This window comes from Streptomyces sp. NPDC088762, assembly GCF_044750905.1.
Classification (GTDB): domain Bacteria; phylum Actinomycetota; class Actinomycetes; order Streptomycetales; family Streptomycetaceae; genus Streptomyces.
Genome location: NZ_JBIVKT010000021.1, coordinates 15895 through 35494, shown reverse-complemented (window position 1 = coordinate 35494; position 19600 = coordinate 15895). Strand labels below are relative to the sequence as shown.

The following is a 19600-nucleotide window of genomic DNA, read 5'->3' as shown; positions in this document are numbered from 1 at the left end:
CCGCGTGCGTTCCGGCCGGCGCCACCGCCTAGGCTGTGCGCCGGTCGGCCCGGGCGCGGGGCCTCAGGGGGGCGGGAACAGGATGTCCAGAGCAGATCGTCACATAGCGGAGATGCTCCGGCAGATCGCCCGTCGGCAGGACGTCGTCGACATCGCCCCCCAGGGCTCCAGGGCGAAGGCGGCCGCCCTGGCGTACGCGGCGGAGCAGTACGGCTACACGTACGGCGCGGCCTACCGGACGGGGTACAAGAACTCGCTCGTCCAGGTCCGGATGTACCGCGACCCGCGGCCCGAGGCGCGCGCCCGCGAGGCGGCCACGCTCACCGCCCATCCGCAGGCGGGCAACGGCGGGACGGTGCCGGGGCTGCGGCCGGGGTCGCTGAAGCCGGTGACCGGGGCGGCCGGCGCGGTGGCCGTGCTGAACGACCTGGTCACCTTCGACGTCATGGCCCTGTACGTCGCCGACCGGGGCCAGATGGTGAAGGGCTACCTCGCCTGCGCGGCCCTGACGGCCCTCCTGCTCATCGACAAGTCGCCGGTCGAAGCGCTGGCCTCCGGCGGGGCGCTCGCGCTCTTGCTCACCGCGGCGCTCAGGACGGGCTCGATCCGCCGCGCGAGGTGCGCACGGCGGCTGACGGACGCCGGGTTCTTCGCGGTGCGCGACGAGCAGGGCCGGCAGCGGTTCCTGCGCCCGGGGCAGCAGTTGCCCGGACACGCGAACCCGTTCGCGTCCTAGGGCCGGTCGTCAGACTCCCGTCGTCGCCCGAGGGCGGGAGTTTGACGACAGGCCCTAGGGCCTGGCCTGCGGCGCAGGCCGACGCACGCATCAAGCCGCGCGCGCCCATGGGGGGCACTCGCATGGGCTAAATTTGGGGCTTCGTACGCCGGAATCGGTTGGGGAGAACGCAATGACGGAAGCGATCCTGCTGGTCGGCGGACAGGGGACACGGCTGCGTCCGGTGACGGTCAACACGCCCAAGCCGATGGTCCCGACGGCAGGCGTCCCGTTCCTCGCCCACCAGATAGCCAGGGCCGCCGCCGCCGGCGTCACCCACATCGTGATGGCCACCTGCTACCTCGCCGAGGTCTTCGAGCCCTATTTCGGCGACGGATCCGACTTCGGCCTGCGCCTCGAGTACGTCGTCGAGGAGGAGCCGCTCGGCACCGGCGGGGCCATCCGCAACGCCGCGCAGCGTCTGACCGGCGGTCCGGACTCCTCCGTCCTCGTCTTCAACGGGGACATCCTCACCGGCCTGGACATCGCCGGCCTCGTCGCATCCCACAAGACCGCCGACGCCGACGTCTCCCTGCACCTGGTGCGCGTCGAGGACCCCCGGGCCTTCGGCCTGGTCCCCACCGACTCCGAGGGGCGGGTGCTGGCCTTCACCGAGAAGCCGCAGACCGCCGAGGAGATCATCACCGACCAGATCAACGCCGGCTGCTACGTCTTCCGCCGCAGCGTGATCGACTCCATCCCGGCCGGGCGCCCCGTCTCCGTCGAGCGCGAGACCTTCCCCGGCCTGCTCGCCGCCGGGGCCAGGCTGCACGGGGTCACCGAGAACACCTACTGGATGGACCTCGGCCGGCCCGAGTCCATCATCCAGGCCTCCGCCGACCTGGTCCGCGGCGTCGTCCCCTCCCCGGCCGTACCCGGCCGCCGGGGCGAGTCCCTAGTGCTGCCCGGCGCCCAGGTGGCCGCCGGCGCCAAGCTGTCGGGGGGCACCGTCGTGGGTGCCGGAGCCCGGATCGAGGCCGGAGCGGTCGTCCAGGGCTCGATCGTCCTCGACGGCGCCGCCATCGGCCCCGACGCCCAGGTGAACGCCAGCCTCGTCGGCGCCCGCGCCTCGGTGGGCGCCCGTACGGTCCTGGACGGCGCGGTGATCGGCGACGGCGCGGTCGTGGGCGCCGACAACGAACTGCGCGCGGGGGCCCGGGTGTGGTGCGGGGCCGAGCTGCCGGCCGCCTCGATCCGCTTCTCCCCGGACGCCTGAAGAACGGCCCTCCCGGCCCCGGTCGGGGGCCGGGAGGGCGAGCCGGTCAGTTACCGCGGACGGTGACCTTCTCGTCGTTCTGGATCTGCTTCACCAGCTGCTGCACCTTCGCCTTGTCCCAGACGAGGTTGCCGGCGTGCTGGCCGGAGATCGGCATGTTCATCGAGACGCCGTCGCCGCCGTTGACGCCCTTCATCGCGAAGAACATCTGGCCCATGTCCCACAGGCCCATGTCCCTGTCCACGATCAGCGTGTCCAGGCCCGCGCCCAGCAGCGGGTAGAGCTCGAAGGGGTTCAGGACGGTCGACGGCGTCGCCGCCTGGCTCGCCAGCGCCGACAGGAACTTCTGCTGGTTCTTCGTCCGCTGCAGGTCCGACTCCGCGAAGGCGTAGCGGGTCCGTACGAAGGCCAGCGACTGCTCGCCGTTCAGCGTCTGCTTGCCCGCCTTGAAGTCGGCTCCGGACTTCTCGTCCTTGAAGCCCTGCTCGATGTCCAGCTCCACCCCGCCCAGCGCGTCCACGATGTTCGCGAAGCCGGCGAAGCCGATCTCCGCGTAGTGGTCGATGCGCAGGCCGGTGTTGTGCTCGACCGTGCGCACCAGCAGCTCCGGGCCGTCCTCCGCGTACGCCGCGTTGAGCTTGACCCGCCGCCCCTGCGCCGGGAACTTCTTGCCGGACTGGGAGCCGACGAAGGAGGGGATCTCCACCTCCGAGTCACGCGGCAGCGAGATCATCGTGTTCCCGCTGGAGCACTTCGCGAGGATCATCATCGAGTCGGTCCGCTTGCCCTCGGCCGAGCCCGTGTGGAGCTTCTTCTTCTCCTCGTCGGACATGCCCTCGCGGCTGTCGGAGCCCACGATCAGGTACGTGGTGCAGTCGCCCTCCTTGGGGCGCTCGATGACCTTGGAGAGGTCCACCTCGCGGCGCACCTTTCCGTCGGCCCAGAAGTAGGTGGAGACCGTGGTCACCAGCAGCGCGGAGACCAGCACGATCGAGCCGATCTTGATCCGCCTGCGCCAGTCCGGCGCGGGGCCGGGCGCCCGTCCGGGCCCCGCCGGGGGCTGCCCGGGGCCGCCGGGCCTGCCCGGAGCGCCGCCCGCGGGCGAACCGTAGACCTGGCCGGTGTTGTAGCCGCTGTCGTAGCCGCCGTAGGTGTCGGGGCTCTGCGCCTGCTGCGGGGGCACGGAGGGCCTGCCCGGGCGCGCGGGCCGCTGGGGCTGGGGCGGCACCGGCGGCCGTCCGGGCTGCTGCGGGGGCCGGGGAGGCTGCTGCCGCTGCACGTGGCGCATCCGCTGCGCCCCCTCGGGCTGCGCCTGCGCGCTGCCGCGCCCGTACCCGTCGTCGCGGCGGCCGCGGTCCTCGCGGTCGCCGTTCCACCCTGCCGGCCATTCATTCATGCGCCCAAGGATGCCTGGCCGGGCGTGTCGTCCGACAGCCCGGGGCGGTTTCCGTACCCCGGCTGTTGCAGAGCTGATGCCTGCCCTGCGCATCTAAGGTGGCCGTATGACAGAGATAGCGGACGCGCCGGCCGGGAAGCCGGTCTCGGCCTCCCGGACCACCCTGAGCCACATCATGACCGCCAACGACACCAACCTCCTCGGCACGGTACACGGCGGAGTGATCATGAAGCTGGTGGACGACGCGGCCGGCGCCGTGGCCGGCCGCCACTCCGGCGGCCCGGCGGTCACGGCCTCCATGGACGAAATGGCCTTCCTCGCTCCCGTACGGGTCGGTGACCTCGTGCACGTGAAGGCGCAGTGCAACTGGACGGGCCGCTCCTCCATGGAGATCGGCGTACGGGTCCTCGCGGAGCGGTGGAACGAGTCCACCCCCGCCACCCAGGTCGGCAGCGCCTACCTCGTCTTCGCGGCCGTGGACGCCGAGGGCAAGCCCCGCCAGGTGCCGCCCGTCCTCCCCGAGACGGAACAGGACGAGCGGCGCTACCAGGAGGCCCAGATCCGCCGCACCCACCGCCTGGCCCGGCGCCAGGCCATCATGGCGCTGCGCGAGGAGCGGGCGGCCCAGGGCTTCGACGAGTGACCCCGCCGGCCCGTGGCCCCGCCGACGCCGGGGCCACGGGCCGCGTCACTGTCCGCAGACCACCTGGTCGCCCGTGACCACCCCGAAGGAGCCCTGGTGGGGTTCCTCCGCCCGCACCGGCACCACCTTGCGGTAGTCCGAGCCCGCGATCACCAGCACCGTCCGGCCCTGGCCCGCCACCGCCCGCAGCTCGCTGCCCGGCAGCGCGGTCGACACCGACCGGGCGGAGCGGTCCCAGCGCGGGTCGTAGGCGACCACCGTGCGCCTGACCTCGCGGCTGGCGCCGTTGCCCGGGGCGCCGGTGGTGTCGAAGCCCGTGGCGCGCAGCGCGGCGTCGACCCGGCCGCCCAGCCCGTCGATCCGCGTCCCGTTCTCCACCTGGACCCGGACCTGCTGCGGGGGCACGTCCACCGGGACCGCCGCCGGCGGGCCGCCGGTCTTCCCGGGCCGGGGCGGGGCGAGCGGCCGGTCCTCCCGTAGCGCCTCGAACAGCTTGGCGGCCTCGGGCTCGTCCCACTTCACCGTGGAGCCGATGCCCTTGACCGGGAAGGAGGGATTGCCGACGGGCACGGAGGCGAATTCCGAGGAGGAGGGGCTGAAGTCGCGCATCGCCTGTCCGAGGGCGAGCATCTGCTCCGAGCCGAATCCCGTGTCGGCCCGGACGGAGCCGAGCAGCGTGGAGCTGACCTGCTTGAACTTCACCGGGTTGAGCAGCACCCCGCCGCCGGTCGCCTGTTTGATCAGGGCGGCCATGAACCGCTGCTGGCGCTGCATCCGGCCGAGGTCGGAGGCCCCGTCGACGTGGCGCGAGCGCACGTACTGGAGGGCCTGTCCGCCGCTGAGCCGGTGGTTGCCCGGCAGCAGGTCGAGGCCGGTGTTCGGATCGCGCATGGTCTTGGCGGTGCAGATGTCCACGCCGCCCACCGCGTCGACCGTCTTCATGAAGCTGGTGAAGTCGACCTCCAGGTAGTGGTCGATCTTCACCCGGGTCATGTTCTCGACGGTCCGCACGGTCAGATTGGGCCCGCCCTCCGCATAGGCGGCGTTCAGCTTCACGGGATGCGCCTTGTGCGCCTTGCCGGTCACCAGGTCCTGGTGCGCGGGCACCTCGGCGTAGCTGTCGCGGGGCAGGCTGACCACGCTCGCCCGTTCGCGGTCCGCCGACAGGTGGACCAGCATGATCGTGTCCGTGCAGTGGCAGGGGGCCCCGCCGAGGCGGTACTCGCGCTTCTCCTCCGGGCTGATCTTCTCCCGGCCGTCGGTGCCGACCAGGAGGACGTTCAGGCCGTGCCCGGCCTGCGGGCGGTTCTTCATGTCCTTGAACGGGTCCACCCGCTCGATCCCGGTGTCCAGGCCGGTCATCACGGCGTGCCCGACGGCCCCCGAGACCAGTACCGCCACCGCCAGCCCGCCCGCGAGCCGCACCCCCCACCGGGGCCGCTGACCCCGGCGCCGGACCGGTCCGCCCGTACCGCCGCGCCGTACGCGCTGCGGCTGGGGCGGCCTGGCGGGACGGGTGGGCCGGTGCGGCTGGGGCACGGTGGACACCTCCGCGGGATCAGCTGGGGGACCGGTCGGGGGACGGGTCGGATCGGTCTGATTCGTCAGAACAGTAGGCCCATACGATCAGCCGCTGTCCGTACCGCTCACTCGGCGCGCACCCGGTTCCCCCGTACGCGGTAACGTGACACCGGTACCCGACCGTGAAGGACCACATGCCCGCCCAGCAGCCCCCCGTCTCGGTGATCATGCCGGTGCTCAACGAAGAGCACTACCTCCGCGATTCCGTCCGCCACATCCTGGAACAGGAGTACGCGGGCGAAATGGAGGTGGTGATCGCGCTGGGCCCGTCCACGGACCGCACCGACGAGATCGCCGCCGAACTCGTCGCCGAGGATCCCCGAGTCCACACCGTCCCGAACCCCACCGGCCGGACCCCGGCGGCCCTCAACGCCGCCATCAAGGCCTCACGTCACCCGATCGTGGTACGCGTCGACGGCCACGGCATGCTCTCGCCGAACTACATCGCCACCGCCGTACGCCTCCTGGAGGAGACGGGCGCGCAGAACGTCGGCGGCATCATGCACGCCGAGGGCCAGAACTCCTGGGAAGAGGCCGTCGCCGCCGCGATGACCTCCAAGATCGGCGTCGGCAACGCGAAGTTCCACACCGGCGGCGAGGCGGGCCCGGCCGAGACCGTCTACCTCGGCGTCTTCCGCCGCGCCGCCCTGGAGCAGGCGGGCGGCTACAACGAGGAGTTCATCCGCGCCCAGGACTGGGAGCTGAACTTCCGCATCCGCGAGGCCGGCGGCCTGATCTGGTTCTCCCCGGAGCTGAAGGTCCAGTACCGCCCGCGGCGCTCCGTACGGGCCCTCGGCAAGCAGTACAAGGACTACGGGCGCTGGCGGCACGTGGTGGCCCGCTACCACGCGGGCTCCATCAACGTCCGCTACCTGGCCCCGCCGACCCTGGTCTGCGCGATCACGGCGGGCGTGGTGGTGGGCGCGGCGCTCACCCCGTTCGGTTTCGCCGTCCCGGCCGGCTACCTCGCGGCGATCGCCCTGGGATCCGTCCCGGCGGGCAAGGGTCTCTCCCTCAAGGCGCGGGCGCAGATCCCCGTCGCGCTGGCCACCATGCACATGTGCTGGGGCTACGGATTCCTGACCAGCCCGCGCGCGCTCGCCGAGAAGGTCATCGCCAGCCGCCGCCCGATGGCGCACCGCGACCCCTCGCAGGTCTGAGACGTACGAAGGGGCCCGGAGCGGCGACTGTGGTCCACACAGCCGCCGCGCCGGGCCCCTTTCGCGTACGCGGCCCCGGATCCCTGCTCACATGGGCGCAGGGCGCTCCCCGCGCGTCAGCCGGGGCGCGCGGTCACCAGGTGAAGCCCGGCTGGATCGGCATGCACGCCTGGTCGTTGTCCCCGTTGAGGGCGTGGGCGGAGTCCGGGGCCTTGGTCGGGGCGGGCGGCGGCGGGGTGGGCGCGTCGCCGGTCCGCCAGTCCTTGCCGACGAACAGGGTGATCCCCGCTACCTCGTCGGACTTCTGCACCGCGGAGGCAGGCAGGCCGAGTGCGGTGGCCACGGCGGCGGCGTCCGCCGCCTGGGAGTCACCGGCGAAGCGGATCACCGTGGTGTCCTCGGCCCCGGTCTGGGTCTCGGCGGTGGCCTTGGTGAAGCCCTTGCCGGTCAGCAGCGCGGCGACGTCGCTCGCCCGGTTCTTGGCCCTGGCCTGGGCCCCGTCCTTGCCGCCCGTGGCGTTGCGGACGGCGACCGCGATCCTGGAGGGCGGCGCGGCGGGCGTGGCCGCGGCGGTGGCCGGCGGCTGGGCCGGGGGAGCCGAGGTGGTGGCGGGCGCCGGCGAGGCGCCGTTCGCGGGGGTTCCCGAGCCCTTGCCGTCGAGCGCGATGTCCTCACGGATCATCCTGAACACGTCCTCGGCCTCGCCCGCCATGGGCTCGACCCGGCCGTCCATGCCGGGCCGTGTGCTGTACACCCACGGCATGGTGGTCATGGTGATCCGCCCCGGCGGGACCTTCTTGAGCTCCATGCTGAGGTCGTACAGCTTGTCGATCTTGTTGAGGCCCGGGTCCACGACCATGGCGTCGATGGCCGCCTTCGCGAGGCTGTTGAGCTTGACCGGGTTGGTGAGCTTGGCGTTCTTGCGGAACTCGCGGGCCATGGAGTTCATGTACTGGTGCTGGGCGTGGGTGCGGCCGATGTCCGTGCCGTCCTCGAAGCCGTAGCGGGTGCGCAGCCACTGCAGGGCCTGCTCGCCCTGGATGACGGTCGTGCCCTTCTGCAGCTTCAGACCGGAGCCCTTGCCGTCGCGGGTGCGCGAGTGGACGTTCTGCTCGACGCAGACCGGGACGCCGCCGATGGCGTCCGCCATCGAGACCACGCCCTTGAAGTCGATCATCATGAAATGGTCGATGGGTATCTTCGTCAGCTCGATCCAGGCGGCGACCGTACAGCCCGGTCCGCCGCGCTGGAGGGACTCGTTGGTCTGGACGAGTCCCTGGCTCTCGGGGTGCACCTTGCCGTTCGGCTCGGTGCACTTGGGCATCTTCAGCATCGTGTCGCGCGGCATCGACACCACGGACATGTTGCTGCGGTCGGCGGACAGGTGCAGCAGCATCTGCACGTCCGCGAGCGGCGGGCCGTCGAAGGTGTCCGTGGCCCCGCCGAGGGCCTGGTTGGCCGCGTCGTCGCGCGCGTCGGAGCCGATGAGGAGGATGTTCAGCGGGGTCTGACCGAAGGCATTGGGCTTGGAACCGCCCAGTTTGGTCTCGCCGAGGTTCAGCGGGTCCGTCTTGATGCTGCCGTTCAGATGGCGGTAGTAGAGGTAACCGGCCGCCGCCGTCCCGAGTATGAGCAGGGACAGGACGGACGACACCCAGCGCAGCACGCGCCGCCGGCCCCGCCGGGTGGGACGGCCCGCCGCCCGTCTGGCCGATCTGGATCCGCCCCGCGGTGGGGGCACCGTGCCGGGCGCGCCCGCACCGCCGCCGGGTATGTCCCCGGCGGCCTGGGCGACCGCCCCCTCCCCCCGCACGCTGCTGTGCCTCACGTGTCCCCCCTCGAAATCCCTGATGGTCGGTGGTGCCGGTCGCACCGGCACCGGCGCGCTATTTCGCGCAGACGGCCTTGTCGGCCTGGGCCTGCTGGACGTCCTTGGACAGCTCCTGCGGAACCGGGGGTGCCAGCGGGGCACCCGGTTCCTTGAAATCCGGTCCCAGCGTCAGCTTCATCGGCGTCCTCGCCGCGGCGTCCGCCGTGCCCATCTTCATCGCGCCGGCCGGGAGCCCCAGCATCTCGGCCAACGCCCGGGCCTGGTCAGCCTGGTTGGGCGCGTACTCGAGCTGCGTGGCGCCGACCTTCGCCGGGGCGTTGCCCTGGTTGCCGGCCTTGGACACGCCCTTGGTGTTCTGCAGCCAGCTCAGGGTGGTGGACGCGGAGCCCTTGGGGCCGCCGCCGTTGTAGACGTCCACCCGTACGTCCGCCGCCGGCGCCTTGGCGCCCTGGAGCAGCGCGTCCTGCTTGGCCTTGGCGTCCGCGTCGGCCGCGTCCTTCGCGGCCTGTTCCTTCTTCTCGACCTCCGTGAGCGAGATGTCCCCCCGGATCATCGCGAGCAGCGGCTCGGCCAGCGGCTGGTCGACCACGACGGTGGCCCTCCGGTTCGCCGGCTCGTCCGGGTTGTCGCGTACCGGCACGGTCGTGAAGGTGATGTTCTTGAGGTCTATGTCCTTCAACTCGCCCGCAAGGTCGGTGAGTTTGTTGATGGACCCCAGACCCTGGTCCACGGTCAGCGACTTGGTGGCCGCCTCCGCGAGCGAGAAGAACTTCTTCGGACTCGTCAGCGTTTCCTTCGACTTCATCTCGCGCATCATCGAGCCGAGGAACTGCTGCTGCGTCTTGATCCGGTCCAGGTCGCTCTCGTTGCCGAAGGCGTGCCGGGTCCGTACGAAGGCCAGGGCCTGCTCGCCCGACAGCCGGTGCTCGCCTTCCGACAGCTTGAGCTTGGAGTCCGGGTCGTCGACGGCCTTCGCCAGGCAGACGGGGACTCCGCCGACCGCGGTGCTCAGGGTCTTCACCGCGTTGAAGTCGACCATCATGAAGTTGTCGACCTCGATCCCGGTCAGCTCCTTCACGGTGCGCATCGTGCAGCCCGCGTCACGCCCCTCCTGGCCGAGGCTGTTGTTGAAGCGGGTGGCCTTCGTGCCGTGGATCTCCTTCGTCGAACCGTCCGGCTGCTTCGTGGGGCAGGACGGGATGTCGGTGATCAGGTCGCGCGGGATGGACAGCGCGGTGGCGTTGGAGCGGTCCTTGGCGACGTGGAAGAGGATCGTGGTGTCGGCGTGGCCGACGCTGTCCTTGTCGCCGTAGCCCTCGTTGCCGGCGCCGCTGCGCTTGTCGGTGCCGATGACCAGGATGTTGATGGCCTGGTCCTTCTTGAAACCGCCCGTGCCGGCGCCCGCGACGTCGGTGACGCTGAGGTTGCCGTTCAGGTGGTCGTAATAGAGATACGCGCCCACCGCGCCGCCCACCAGCAGGAAGGCCAGCGTTCCGCCGGTGACGACCAGCCCCTTCTTGCGCCGGCCGCCGCCACCGCCGCCCTTGCGGGAGCGGCCGCTGCGCCGGCCGCCGGGCGGGCCGTCGCCGCGCCGGGGCCCCGGTACGGAGGGGGAGGGGGCGGTGGGGGCCGGCGCCGAGGGGGAGGCTCTGCGCGGCGGGGCCACCGAGGCGCGGCGCGTTTGCGCTGCGGGGTTGCCCAGTCGCAATTCGTAGTTGCCGGTGCGGGGGTTGAGCACCCACTGGTCTGCGGGGTCGATTTCATCGGCCCGTCCACGGCTCTGCGCATCCACGGTTGCTCGAATCCTCCGTCGGGTGCCTCGCGACGCGCCTCCCCCGGGGCGCACGGTCAACGATCCGGCTGTCGGGTGCCCGGTCTCTGGTCCGGCCGGGCCACCGGATCGCTCACCTTATCCGTCAGGTTCGGCTGCAAACCATGCTGGTGACAAATTCCACTCCCCTTATAACGGGGCGAACCGCCCATCCCACTCGGTTCGGTCACCGGCTTTTGGGATTGCTTTACCGGCAGTCGGTGGTCCCCGCGGTGGTCCCGGTAAAGGTGGGGACGGGGGTCGGGGCCGGGGCGGTTCCACTGCCGGCGGGATCGGTCGGGTCGGCGGCCATCGCAGCCCCCGTCACCTTCGCGGACCCCGTCGTGACCAGGGGCTCCGGCTCCGGCTCCGGCGTGGGCGGCGGTGGGGCGACGGTGACCGGCAGGTCCATCCGCAGCTGCCGGAACAGCCGGGCCGCGTCCGGCTCCACCAGCTCGTCGCGGTTGGGGTCGGCGGCGTAGGGCTTGCGGGGCACGGTCAGGAACATCACCTGGGCGGTCGGTATGTCCCGTATGCCCCGCGCGAGTTCGTACAGGCCGCGCAGCGAGGCCAGCCCCGGGTCCGTGGTCACCGAGGAGGTCGCCGCGTCCAGCAGCGGGTACAGCCGGGCCGGATTGAGCAGAACACCGTTGCTCTGCACCTTCTTGACGAGCGAGCCGAGGAACTGCTGCTGGCGCTCCATCCGTTCGGTGTCGCTGCCGTTGCCCAGGCTGTAGCGGGCCCGCACGAAGCCGAGTGCCTGCTCGCCCTGGAGGGTCTGGCGCCCGGCGGGCAGCCGCAGCTTGGCCTCCGCGTCGGCCATGGGCTTCCTGAGGCAGACCTCCACCCCGCCGATGACGTCGACCATCTTCTTGAAACCGCCGAAGTCGATCACCATGTGGTGGTCGACCCGGATCCCGGTGAGGTTCTCCACCGTACGGATCGTGCAGGCGGCCCCGCCCCACTGGAAGGCCCAGTTGAACTGGGCGAACTGCTCTTCGGTGCGGTTGCCGTCCGTCCTCAGGCAGGCCGGTATCCGCGTCATGAGGTCCCGGGGTATCGACACCGCGGTCGCGCTGCGCCGGTCCGCCGGCAGGTGCAGCAGGATCGTGGTGTCCGAGCGCTGGGTGCCCTGGTCCTGCCCGTACCGGGCGTTGTCGCTGCCGGAGCGCGAGTCCGAGCCGATCAGCAGGATGTTCTGGGCCCCGCCGGCGAAGTGGGCCGGCCGCTCACGTTCGTAACGCCGCAGCTCGGCCGCCGCCGACGTGTCCTCCGTGATGTTCCCGTCGAGCTTGTTGTAGAGCCACCAGCCTGCGGCCGCCCCCGCCAGGACCAGGAAGGCCATCCCGAGACCGACCCAGCGCAGCAGTCGGCGCCTGCGGCTGCGGGGCGGCCTGGAACCGCCTCCGGCGGCCGCGCCGGTCCCGCCCGGTATGCCTGCGCTGTTCGTCACTGGCGTCCGTCCCCTCGCCGCTACGACAAGCAGCCGTACGGGTGAGCACGGCCACTGCCGATCCTCCCTCCGGGGGGCGAAGGCAGCCCGGGGGCAGGGCCCCGTCTAGGGCCATGTGGGTGATAAATGGACGATTCCGGTAGGGATCGGTGGGTTCGCAGGGGGAGGGGACGGGAGGGGGACCGGGCCGGGCCGGTCCCCGCCGGGCCGGGGAGGGCCGCGGCCGCCCGTCAGACCGTGTGGGTGACGCGCTCGCTCTCGGTGCGCTGCGCCAGCCCGTCGGCCGACAACCGCTCCTGGTTCCGGCACAGCACCACGGAGCCGCCGGCGGCCAGCGGCGCGAACAGCCCGGCCGACAAACCCTCCCAGGTGTCGTAGCCGCGCCCGGTCAGGACCCGCGAGCCCTCGGTGAGACCGAGCTTCGCCGCGTCCTCGCGGGCACGGGCGGTGAGCGCCGCGTACGAGAGCTCCTCGCCGCCGACCACCAGCCCCGGCCCCTCCGGGTCCACGGGCACGAAGGGGGCGAAGCGGTCGCCCTGCCCGGGCACCTCGACGGCGTAGTCGGCGAACCCGGCCGGCGGCTGCGGGAACCGCCCGCCGAGCGGCCGCAGCGCGAGCGCCACCCGCTCCCCTCCGCAGGCCAGGGCCCGGTCCAGGGTGTCCGGCCCGCTGACCACGAGGTCGGCCTCGCCCGGATCACCGTCCACCTCGGCGACGACCCCGACCGAGGCGCAGGCGAGGAGCCAGACGGCGCTCTGCCAGTGCGCGGGGAGCAGCAGCGCGAGGCGGTCGCCGGGCTCGGCGCCCAGGTCGCCCTGGAGCAGATTGGCGGTCTTGGCCACCCAATTGGCGAAGGTGGCGACGGACAATTCCACGCGCTCGCCCGTGGCGTCGTCGTAGAAGGTGACGAGGGGGCGGCCCGGATCGGCGGCGAGCGCGGATCGCAGCAGGTCGGCAGGGGTGCGGTCGTTGGCGTTCACCCGCCCCAGCGTACGCGGGCCCCTCCCCCGTACGGCGGCCCCCGGCTCCTCCGTCCGGGGGAGGGTACGGGCGCGCCCACCGGACGGAGCGTCAGTTCCCGGATGGCGCCGCGCGGCGTGGGTACTCACGATCCTTTTCATGCGTGGATTCCTTGCTTCCTCGATCGGCGTCGCGACGGCTGCCGCACTGGCCCTGCCGCTCGCGCTCCCCACTCCCGCCCTGGCCGAGACCTCGCCCACGACCCCCGCCGGGTCCACCCAGTCGCTGCCGCTCGTCCCCCTGGGACCCTCGGCGGACCGGACCCCCGGCATCCCCGGCATGAGCGCCTCGCCCCGCCTCCCCGAAACACAGGGCCTGGCCGCCCGCGAGGTCAAGACGTTCTCGCTGGTCGGCGTCGTCTGGGACGACGTCTCGACCCAGCTCCACGGCCGGGTCCAGGTCCGCACCCGCTCCCTGCGGACGGCGACCTGGTCCGACTGGCAGGACGTCGAAACGCACAACAGCGAGCACGCGGCCGACCCCGACGCGGCGGAACGCGGTTCCGGCCGGGTCCGCGGCGCCACCGCCCCCCTGTGGGTCGGCGAGTCCGACGGTGTGGAGGTCCGCGTCCAGGCGGAACCGGACGCCCCGGCCGGCCGCGCGGGCTCCCGGCTGCCCTCGGGCATGCGGATCGAACTCGTCGACCCGGGGGCGCAGACGCCGCCGTCGGCGTCGGACGGCAAGAACAGCGGCCCCGAGGGCGACGACAAGGGGGAGGAGGCGGCGATGCCGGGCATGACCATGGAGATGGCCGAGGCCTCCGCCGCGAACCTGCCGCACGCCGAACTGGGCGCGAACGAGATCACCGCCCTCGACAAGGCCGACTCCACCGCCGACGCCATCGCGGCGACCGACGGCGAGCTGAGCGCTGCGGCCCGCCCCTACATCGGGCCCCGCCCGCGCATCGTCACCCGCAAGGGGTGGGGCGCGGACGAGAGCCTGCGCGAGCCGGGCTTCGTCTACACGAGCACGGTCAAGGCCGCCTTCGTCCACCACAGCGCCTCCGGCAACAACTACGCCTGCAAGGACGCGCCCGCGGTCATCCGCAGCCTGTACCGCTACCACGTGCTGAGCAGCGGCTGGCGCGACATCGGCTACAACTTCGCGGTCGACAAGTGCGGCACCGTCTACGAGGGCCGGGCGGGCGGGGTGTCCAAGGCGGTGCTCGGCGCGCACACGATGGGCTTCAACACGGCCAGCATGGGCGTGGCGGTCCTGGGCACCTACACCACCACGGCCCCGCCGGCGGCGGCGGTCGACGCGGTCGCCCGCCTCACGGCGTGGAAGCTCGGCCTCTTCGGCCGGGACCCGCGCGCGAAGACCACCCTGACGTCGGGCGGCGGCAACCGCTACCCCAAGGGCAAGAACGTGTCGATGAACGTCATCTCGGGCCACCGGGACGGCTTCGCCACGGAATGCCCCGGCAAGAAGCTGTACGGCAAGCTCCCGTCGACCCGCACGGCGTCGGCCAAACTCCAGGGCCGATAGCCTCCGGCGGGCAGGCAGACCCGCTCACCGCCCGCGGCACCATGCAACCGGGCAGGAGCTCCGCCCGGGCTCCCTGGGGCTCCGCCCCGGACCCCGCGCCTCAAACGCCGGCGAGGCTGGAGTTTGCCCCGCCGCCCTTCAGGTGCGGCCCACAGCCCAGCCGCAGACAAAATCAGCCCCTCCGGCGTTTGAGGAGCGGGGTCCGGGGCGGAGCCCCGATCTTGTACCCGCACCTGCCCACGCCGGGGCAACCCAGCCCCGCCGGCGTGTGAGGCGCGGGGTGCGGGGCGGCGCCCCGGGGGCGGGGCCGGGGAGCCGGTCCGCGGGCTACGCTCGACGCATGGCCGGCCGCTTCGATCCCCTCACCCCTGCCGCCGCGCGCGGGGGCCGCACCCACGTACCCCCCGGCCGGGGCCGCACGGCGGGGGCCGGGGCGAAGGCCCGCCGCTGGACCCCCGACGGCCCCGTCGACCTCGGGCTCACGCTCGGCCCGCTCCGCCGCGGCCCGTCCGACCCCACCTTCCGCACCACCCCCGACGGCTCCGTCTGGAAGGCGACCCAGACCCCCCAGGGCCCGGCCACCCTCCGCGTATCGCACAGCGGCAGCGACATCGGCGCCGAGGCCTGGGGCCCCGGGGCCGACTGGATCCTCGACCACCTCCCCGCCCTGCTCGGCGCCGGCGACGACCCCGCCGCCTTCGTGCCCCGCCACCGCCTCGTGCACGCCAGCCACCGCCGGCGCCCCGGCCTGCGCCTCACCCGCACCGGACTGGTCCTGGAGACCCTGATTCCCACCGTGCTGGAGCAGAAGGTCACCGCCGACGAGGCCTACCGCGCCTGGCGCCGCCTCGTACGGCAGTACGGGGAGCCCGCCCCCGGCCCGCAGCATCCGCACCCGCAGGGCCTGTACGTCATGCCCACGATCGCCACCTGGGCCCGTATCCCGTCCTGGGACTGGCACAAGGCCGGCGTCGACACCAAACGCTCCGACACCATCCTGCGCGCCGTCCGCGTGGCGAACCGCCTGGAGGAGGCCGCCGCGATGGCCCCCGCGCAGGCCGCCGCCCGGCTGGAGGCCGTCCCCGGCATCGGCCCGTGGACCTCCGCCGAGACCCTCCAGCGCAGCAACGGCGACCCCGACACCGTCACCACCGGCGACCTCCACCTGCCCGGCATCGTCGGCTACGCCCTCGCGGGCGACCGCGATGCCGACGACGCCACCATGCTGGAGCTCCTCGCCCCCTACGCCGGCCAGCGCCACCGCGCGGCCCGCCTGATCCTCCTCGCGGGCCGCGTACCGCCCCGCCGCACCCCGAAGATGCCCCGGACCGACATCGGCGCGTTCTGAGCCGCCGGCTCCACGCGTACGAGCCGAAGAGCACCGCCTCCCGGCGGCGGCTCAGCGCACCTCGATGAACGCCTCGGCGGACCGCGTCGCCCGCGCCGGCGGAGCGGCGGCCGGGTGGCCCACCGCGACCGCCCCCATCGGGTCCCAGTCGTGCGGCAGCCGCAGGACCTCGCGCACCACGTCCCGGCAGAACATCGTCGAGGACACCCACGCGGTGCCCAGCCGTTCCCCGGCCAGCGCGACGAGGAAGTTCTGCACGCCCGCGCCCATCGCGACCACGAACATCTCGCGCTCCGCCGCGTCGCGCCGGGCGTGCCCGTAGTGGTGCGCGCCGTCCGTGACCAGACACGGCACCACCAGGTACGGGGCGGCGCGCAGCACCTCGCCGCGCCGTACCCGCTTCGCGATGGACTCCTCGGACTTGCCGTCCGCCCGCAGGTCCGCGATCCACGCGTCCCGCATCGCGTCCAGCAGTTCCCGTCGCGCCGCCGCCGACTCCAGCAGGACGAACCGCCACGGTGTCGTGTGGTGCGGGGCCGGGGCCGTCACGGCCGCCGCCACGGCCCGCCGGACCGCGCCCGGGTCGACCGGCTCGGCCGTGAAGGCCCGTACGGTGCGGCGCTGGGTCACGGCTTCCCGTACCGCCTCCGAGGTCCCCAGCCGGAACATGTCGTCGGCCGGCGTGCGCACCAGGTCCCGGGCCGTCGACCCCTCGCCCAGTACGTGGGCCAGCCCGCGTACGACGGCGACGGGCAGCCCGGCCGCCTTGCCCTTGACCAGGTCTCCGGCGGCGGCCAGCTCGTCCGCGGTCGCCACTATCGTCGCGCTCAGCGGATTGCCGTGGGCGTCGCTGCCGCCCCGCAGGTCGTCCAGGACCCGGACGCCGGCCGAGCCGATCGCCACGTCCGTCAGCCCGGTGCGCCAGGGCCGCCCGAAGGTGTCCGTCACGACCACGCCCACGTCCACGGAGAGGATGTCGCGCAGCCCGGAGCGGATCGCGGCGGCCGAGGCGTCGGGGTCCTCGGGCAGCAGCAGCACCGTGCCGGGGGCCGTGTTGGACGCGTCCACCCCGGCCGCCGCCATCACCAGGCCCTGACGGTTCTCGACGATCCGCAGGGGCCCCCGGCGCGCGACCACCCGTACGGTCTCGGCGTCGATCGCCTCCTCGCGCGAAACGGCCTCGACGATCCGGCCCTCCGCCTTCGAGACGATCTTCGAGGTGACCAGCAGGACGTCCCCGTCCCGCAGGCCCGGCGCGGCCACCGCGATCAGCTTCGCCAGGTCGTCGCCCGGTCTGACCTCCGGTATCCCGTCGACCGCCCGCACCTCGTACGAGGGCACGCGGCCGGGGGGCGCGACCGTCACCGGGACGCCTCCGCCAGGTCCAGCGCGGCCCGGGCCATCTCGGCGGTGGCCTCGATGTCGGTCATCATCAGCGGCACCGCGCGACAGGTGATCCCGGCGGCCTCCACCTCGGCGACGGCGTCCGCGTCGGCGGTGTCGACGAGCCAGCCGTCGAGCAGCCCGGTCCCGTAGTGCAGCGCGACCGCCGCGGCCGTGGACTCGACGCCCACCGCGGCCAGCACCTTGTCGGCCATTCCGCGCACGGGGGCGCCGCCGACGATGGGGGAGAGGCCCACGACCGGGGCCTGGGAGGAGGCCACGGCCTCCCGGATCCCGGGCACGGACAGGATCGTCCCGATGGAGACCACGGGGTTGGACGGCGGGAAGATGATCACATCGGCGGCCGCGATGGCCTCCAGCACTCCGGGCGCGGGCTTGGCCTGCTCGGCACCGACGGGGACGACGGCCTCCGCGTCCACCGAGGCGCGCAGCCGGACCCAGTACTCCTGGAAGTGGATGACCCGGCGCTCGCCGGTACCGGCCTCGGTGATCGCGACGTGGGTCTCGACGCGGTCGTCGGACATGGGCAGCAGCCGGACCCCGGGCTGCCAGCGGTCGCACAGGGCCTCGGTGACGGCGCTCAGCGGGTAGCCCGCGCCGAGCATCTGCGTACGGACGATGTGGGTGGCGAAGTCGCGGTCGCCGAGGCCGAACCACGTGGGTCCGACCCCGTAGGCGGCGAGCTCCTCCTTGACGGTGAAGGACTCGTCGGTGCGGCCCCAGCCCTGGGCCTCGTTGATGCCACCGCCGAGGGTGTACATCACCGTGTCCAGATCGGGGCACACCTTGAGCCCGAACAGGTGAATGTCGTCACCGGTGTTGCCGATGACCGTGATGTCAGCGTCGGGCACGGCCGACTTGAGTCCGCGGAGGAACCGGGCGCCGCCTATACCGCCGGCCAGAACAACAATGCGCATGCACCGAAGTCTGTCAGGCCCGGCGGCCCTGGTCAGGCAGGTACGGACGCCGGGCGGGCCGGCGAGCAGTTGTGCATCGGCATCTCGGTCAGCCCCGGGAAGTAGACGTGCAGGCTGACCGCGCCGTCGAGGGTGTCGTTGACGACCTCGTGGGCGTAGCCGGGGGCGAAGACGCGCTGCGCGCCGGGGCCGTGGGTGAGCGGTCCGCGCGGGGTGTGCTCGGTGAGCTCCCCGTCCAGCACGGTCAGTACGCCGGAGGAGGCGCCGTGGTCGTGCAGGCCGCTGCCCTGGCCGGGGACCCAGCTCAGCAGCCAGACCTCGTAGCCGGGGCCGGTGCGCAGCCGGTGGTACCAGCGGGTGGTGGCGTCGTAGCGGACGAGGTGCTCCCAGGAGGCGCGGTCCTCGGCGATGGAGCGGGCGAGGCCCACGAACTCGGCGACGGTGGCCGGGTGTTCACGGGCGGGCTGGAGGAGGTGCTGGACGGCGAGGATGTCGCCGGCGATCTGGAGGTCGCTCTCGATGACGCTGCTGCGGGGGGCGGTGGCGCCGGGAGCGGTGGTGCTGTTCATCGTGGGGGTTACCTCGACGGTGTCAGTCGTGCTGGCGGTTGCTGTGGGGGGCGGCCGGAGCTCAAGGGAGCCGAAGCTCCGAAGGCATCAACAGCTGCAACAGCAACAGCGAACCTGGGCAGCGCACAGGAACCCACGAATGGGGGTCCGGGTGGCGGCTGCGGGCGCTGACATGCGAACAAGGAGACCGGGTCGAGGGCCGGACTGTCAACTCAATGTCTGGTTTGACGCAAAAGTTTCACCTCATCCGGTTGCTGTGTGCGGAGAAAGGTTTGTGCAGACCGCACCCGGGGATGTGGCGCTGTGCACGGGCTCAAACCCAACCCGCCATCTCGTGATCGTAATGTGATCTACGCCGCTTCTTTGGCCGGATCGCAACCCCACCTGAGAGTGACACGTCGATTACGGGTGAAGCCGGGCATCGTGGGGCGCCTGTGGCATGTGTCACGATTTTTGGCGATATGAACACTTACTGCATAGCCTTGGTTCCGCAGAGTGAATAAGGGGCCCAATAGCAGATCTCGGCTTGACTGCGCTGGAGCCACGCACTTGTAATTTCACTCGTGTCGTTACGTAGCGATCAGTAACGGCATGACCACGGGGACGCAATGACAGAGCGAGGGGCGCACATGACCGAGCTGTTTCAGGAACTGCTGGTCGAGGAGGCGGACGAGGAGCTCGGCTGGCAGGAGCGCGCTCTGTGCGCCCAGACCGACCCCGAGTCCTTCTTTCCCGAGAAGGGCGGCTCCACCCGCGAGGCCAAGAAGGTCTGCCTCGCCTGCGAAGTCCGCTCGGAATGCCTGGAGTACGCCCTCGCCAACGACGAGCGATTCGGGATCTGGGGCGGCCTGTCCGAGCGCGAACGCCGCCGGCTGAAAAAGGCAGCGGTCTGATACCCGCCCGGAAACATCCCGCCGGGCACCACCGCACATCGCACGACATATCGAACCGCACGACCGACAACCGCACGGCACGCACGGCACAGAGCA

At 72.4% G+C, this 19600-nt stretch carries 16 protein-coding genes; 7 read left to right on the top strand and 9 right to left on the bottom strand.

Features of this window, described 5'->3' with window-relative positions; all coding sequences use genetic code 11:
• Nucleotides 1-82 precede the first annotated feature (82 nt).
• Both ACIP5M_RS32525 and ACIP5M_RS32520 read left to right on the top strand, forming a co-directional pair.
• A complete protein-coding gene (locus ACIP5M_RS32525; RefSeq protein ID WP_401203610.1) occupies nt 83-736 on the top strand; it encodes a hypothetical protein in 654 nt (217 codons plus the stop codon).
• A 172-nt stretch (nt 737-908) separates the two neighbouring features.
• Nucleotides 909-1991 carry a sugar phosphate nucleotidyltransferase gene (locus ACIP5M_RS32520; protein ID WP_401203607.1) on the top strand — a complete coding sequence of 361 codons (1083 nt, stop codon included), beginning with the start codon at nt 909-911 and terminating at the stop codon, nt 1989-1991.
• A gap of 46 nt (nt 1992-2037) precedes the next feature.
• On the opposite strand, the gene ACIP5M_RS32515 is transcribed toward ACIP5M_RS32520, so the two are convergent.
• Nucleotides 2038-3387, bottom strand: a complete 1350-nt coding sequence (locus ACIP5M_RS32515) for an LCP family protein (protein WP_401203605.1) — start codon at nt 3385-3387, stop codon at nt 2038-2040.
• A gap of 106 nt (nt 3388-3493) precedes the next feature.
• Here ACIP5M_RS32515 and ACIP5M_RS32510 point away from each other — a divergent pair, with 106 nt between their 5' ends.
• Nucleotides 3494-4030 (top strand): acyl-CoA thioesterase, encoded by a 537-nt coding sequence (locus ACIP5M_RS32510; RefSeq protein ID WP_401203602.1) that lies wholly within the window; start codon nt 3494-3496, stop codon nt 4028-4030.
• A 45-nt stretch (nt 4031-4075) separates the two neighbouring features.
• Here ACIP5M_RS32510 and ACIP5M_RS32505 read toward each other — a convergent pair whose 3' ends face one another.
• On the bottom strand, nt 4076-5455 hold the full coding sequence (locus ACIP5M_RS32505) for an LCP family protein (RefSeq protein ID WP_401203822.1): 1380 nt from the start codon (nt 5453-5455) through the stop codon (nt 4076-4078).
• Nucleotides 5456-5745: 290 nt separating this feature from the next.
• Between ACIP5M_RS32505 and ACIP5M_RS32500 the strand changes: the two genes are divergently transcribed.
• Nucleotides 5746-6771, top strand: coding sequence for a glycosyltransferase family 2 protein (locus ACIP5M_RS32500; RefSeq protein ID WP_401203599.1), 1026 nt, complete (start codon nt 5746-5748; stop codon nt 6769-6771).
• 133 nt (nt 6772-6904) lie between these two features.
• On the opposite strand, the gene ACIP5M_RS32495 is transcribed toward ACIP5M_RS32500, so the two are convergent.
• The 4 genes from ACIP5M_RS32495 to ACIP5M_RS32480 form a co-directional block, all read right to left on the bottom strand.
• A complete protein-coding gene (locus ACIP5M_RS32495) occupies nt 6905-8599 on the bottom strand; it encodes an LCP family protein (RefSeq protein ID WP_401203596.1) in 1695 nt (564 codons plus the stop codon).
• A gap of 58 nt (nt 8600-8657) precedes the next feature.
• Nucleotides 8658-10394 carry an LCP family protein gene (locus ACIP5M_RS32490; protein WP_401203593.1) on the bottom strand — a complete coding sequence of 579 codons (1737 nt, stop codon included), beginning with the start codon at nt 10392-10394 and terminating at the stop codon, nt 8658-8660.
• Nucleotides 10395-10620: 226 nt separating this feature from the next.
• Nucleotides 10621-11865 (bottom strand): LCP family protein, encoded by a 1245-nt coding sequence (locus ACIP5M_RS32485; RefSeq protein ID WP_401203591.1) that lies wholly within the window; start codon nt 11863-11865, stop codon nt 10621-10623.
• Nucleotides 11866-12095: 230 nt separating this feature from the next.
• Nucleotides 12096-12845: a TIGR03089 family protein gene (locus ACIP5M_RS32480; RefSeq protein WP_401203589.1), complete on the bottom strand. Its 750-nt coding sequence runs from the start codon at nt 12843-12845 to the stop codon at nt 12096-12098.
• Between the two features lie 139 nt (nt 12846-12984).
• Here ACIP5M_RS32480 and ACIP5M_RS32475 point away from each other — a divergent pair, with 139 nt between their 5' ends.
• On the top strand, nt 12985-14373 hold the full coding sequence (locus ACIP5M_RS32475; protein ID WP_401203587.1) for a peptidoglycan recognition protein: 1389 nt from the start codon (nt 12985-12987) through the stop codon (nt 14371-14373).
• A gap of 340 nt (nt 14374-14713) precedes the next feature.
• A complete protein-coding gene (locus tag ACIP5M_RS32470; protein WP_401203584.1) occupies nt 14714-15721 on the top strand; it encodes a DNA-3-methyladenine glycosylase family protein in 1008 nt (335 codons plus the stop codon).
• A 51-nt stretch (nt 15722-15772) separates the two neighbouring features.
• Here the strand turns inward: ACIP5M_RS32470 and ACIP5M_RS32465 are convergent, their stop codons facing one another.
• Genes ACIP5M_RS32465 through ACIP5M_RS32455 form a run of 3 tightly spaced genes read right to left on the bottom strand, consistent with a single transcriptional unit; the run spans nt 15773 to nt 18611 of the window.
• Nucleotides 15773-17086, bottom strand: coding sequence for a coenzyme F420-0:L-glutamate ligase (locus ACIP5M_RS32465; RefSeq protein ID WP_401203582.1), 1314 nt, complete (start codon nt 17084-17086; stop codon nt 15773-15775).
• Entirely contained in the window at nt 17083-18042 is a 960-nt protein-coding gene (cofD, locus tag ACIP5M_RS32460; RefSeq protein WP_401203579.1) for a 2-phospho-L-lactate transferase, read from the bottom strand. The genes ACIP5M_RS32465 and cofD overlap by 4 nt, the downstream gene beginning before the upstream one ends.
• A 32-nt stretch (nt 18043-18074) precedes the next feature.
• Nucleotides 18075-18611, bottom strand: a complete 537-nt coding sequence (locus ACIP5M_RS32455; RefSeq protein WP_401203576.1) for a cysteine dioxygenase — start codon at nt 18609-18611, stop codon at nt 18075-18077.
• A 629-nt stretch (nt 18612-19240) separates the two neighbouring features.
• Here ACIP5M_RS32455 and ACIP5M_RS32450 point away from each other — a divergent pair.
• Nucleotides 19241-19504: a WhiB family transcriptional regulator gene (locus tag ACIP5M_RS32450; protein WP_003983763.1), complete on the top strand. Its 264-nt coding sequence runs from the start codon at nt 19241-19243 to the stop codon at nt 19502-19504.
• Nucleotides 19505-19600 lie beyond the last annotated feature (96 nt).

Bases quoted from the DNA above. Each gene is read 5' to 3' on its own strand.
- ACIP5M_RS32510 (WP_401203602.1), top strand. From the start codon at position 3,494: ATGACAGAGATAGCGGACGCGCCGGCCGGGAAGCCGGTCTCGGCCTCC.
- ACIP5M_RS32470 (WP_401203584.1), top strand. From the start codon at position 14,714: ATGGCCGGCCGCTTCGATCCCCTCACCCCTGCCGCCGCGCGCGGGGGC.
- cofD (WP_401203579.1), bottom strand. From the start codon at position 18,042: ATGCGCATTGTTGTTCTGGCCGGCGGTATAGGCGGCGCCCGGTTCCTC.
- ACIP5M_RS32515 (WP_401203605.1), bottom strand. From the start codon at position 3,387: ATGAATGAATGGCCGGCAGGGTGGAACGGCGACCGCGAGGACCGCGGC.
- ACIP5M_RS32455 (WP_401203576.1), bottom strand. From the start codon at position 18,611: ATGAACAGCACCACCGCTCCCGGCGCCACCGCCCCCCGCAGCAGCGTC.
- ACIP5M_RS32475 (WP_401203587.1), top strand. From the start codon at position 12,985: ATGCGTGGATTCCTTGCTTCCTCGATCGGCGTCGCGACGGCTGCCGCA.
- ACIP5M_RS32520 (WP_401203607.1), top strand. From the start codon at position 909: ATGACGGAAGCGATCCTGCTGGTCGGCGGACAGGGGACACGGCTGCGT.
- ACIP5M_RS32450 (WP_003983763.1), top strand. From the start codon at position 19,241: ATGACCGAGCTGTTTCAGGAACTGCTGGTCGAGGAGGCGGACGAGGAG.
- ACIP5M_RS32500 (WP_401203599.1), top strand. From the start codon at position 5,746: ATGCCCGCCCAGCAGCCCCCCGTCTCGGTGATCATGCCGGTGCTCAAC.
- ACIP5M_RS32525 (WP_401203610.1), top strand. From the start codon at position 83: ATGTCCAGAGCAGATCGTCACATAGCGGAGATGCTCCGGCAGATCGCC.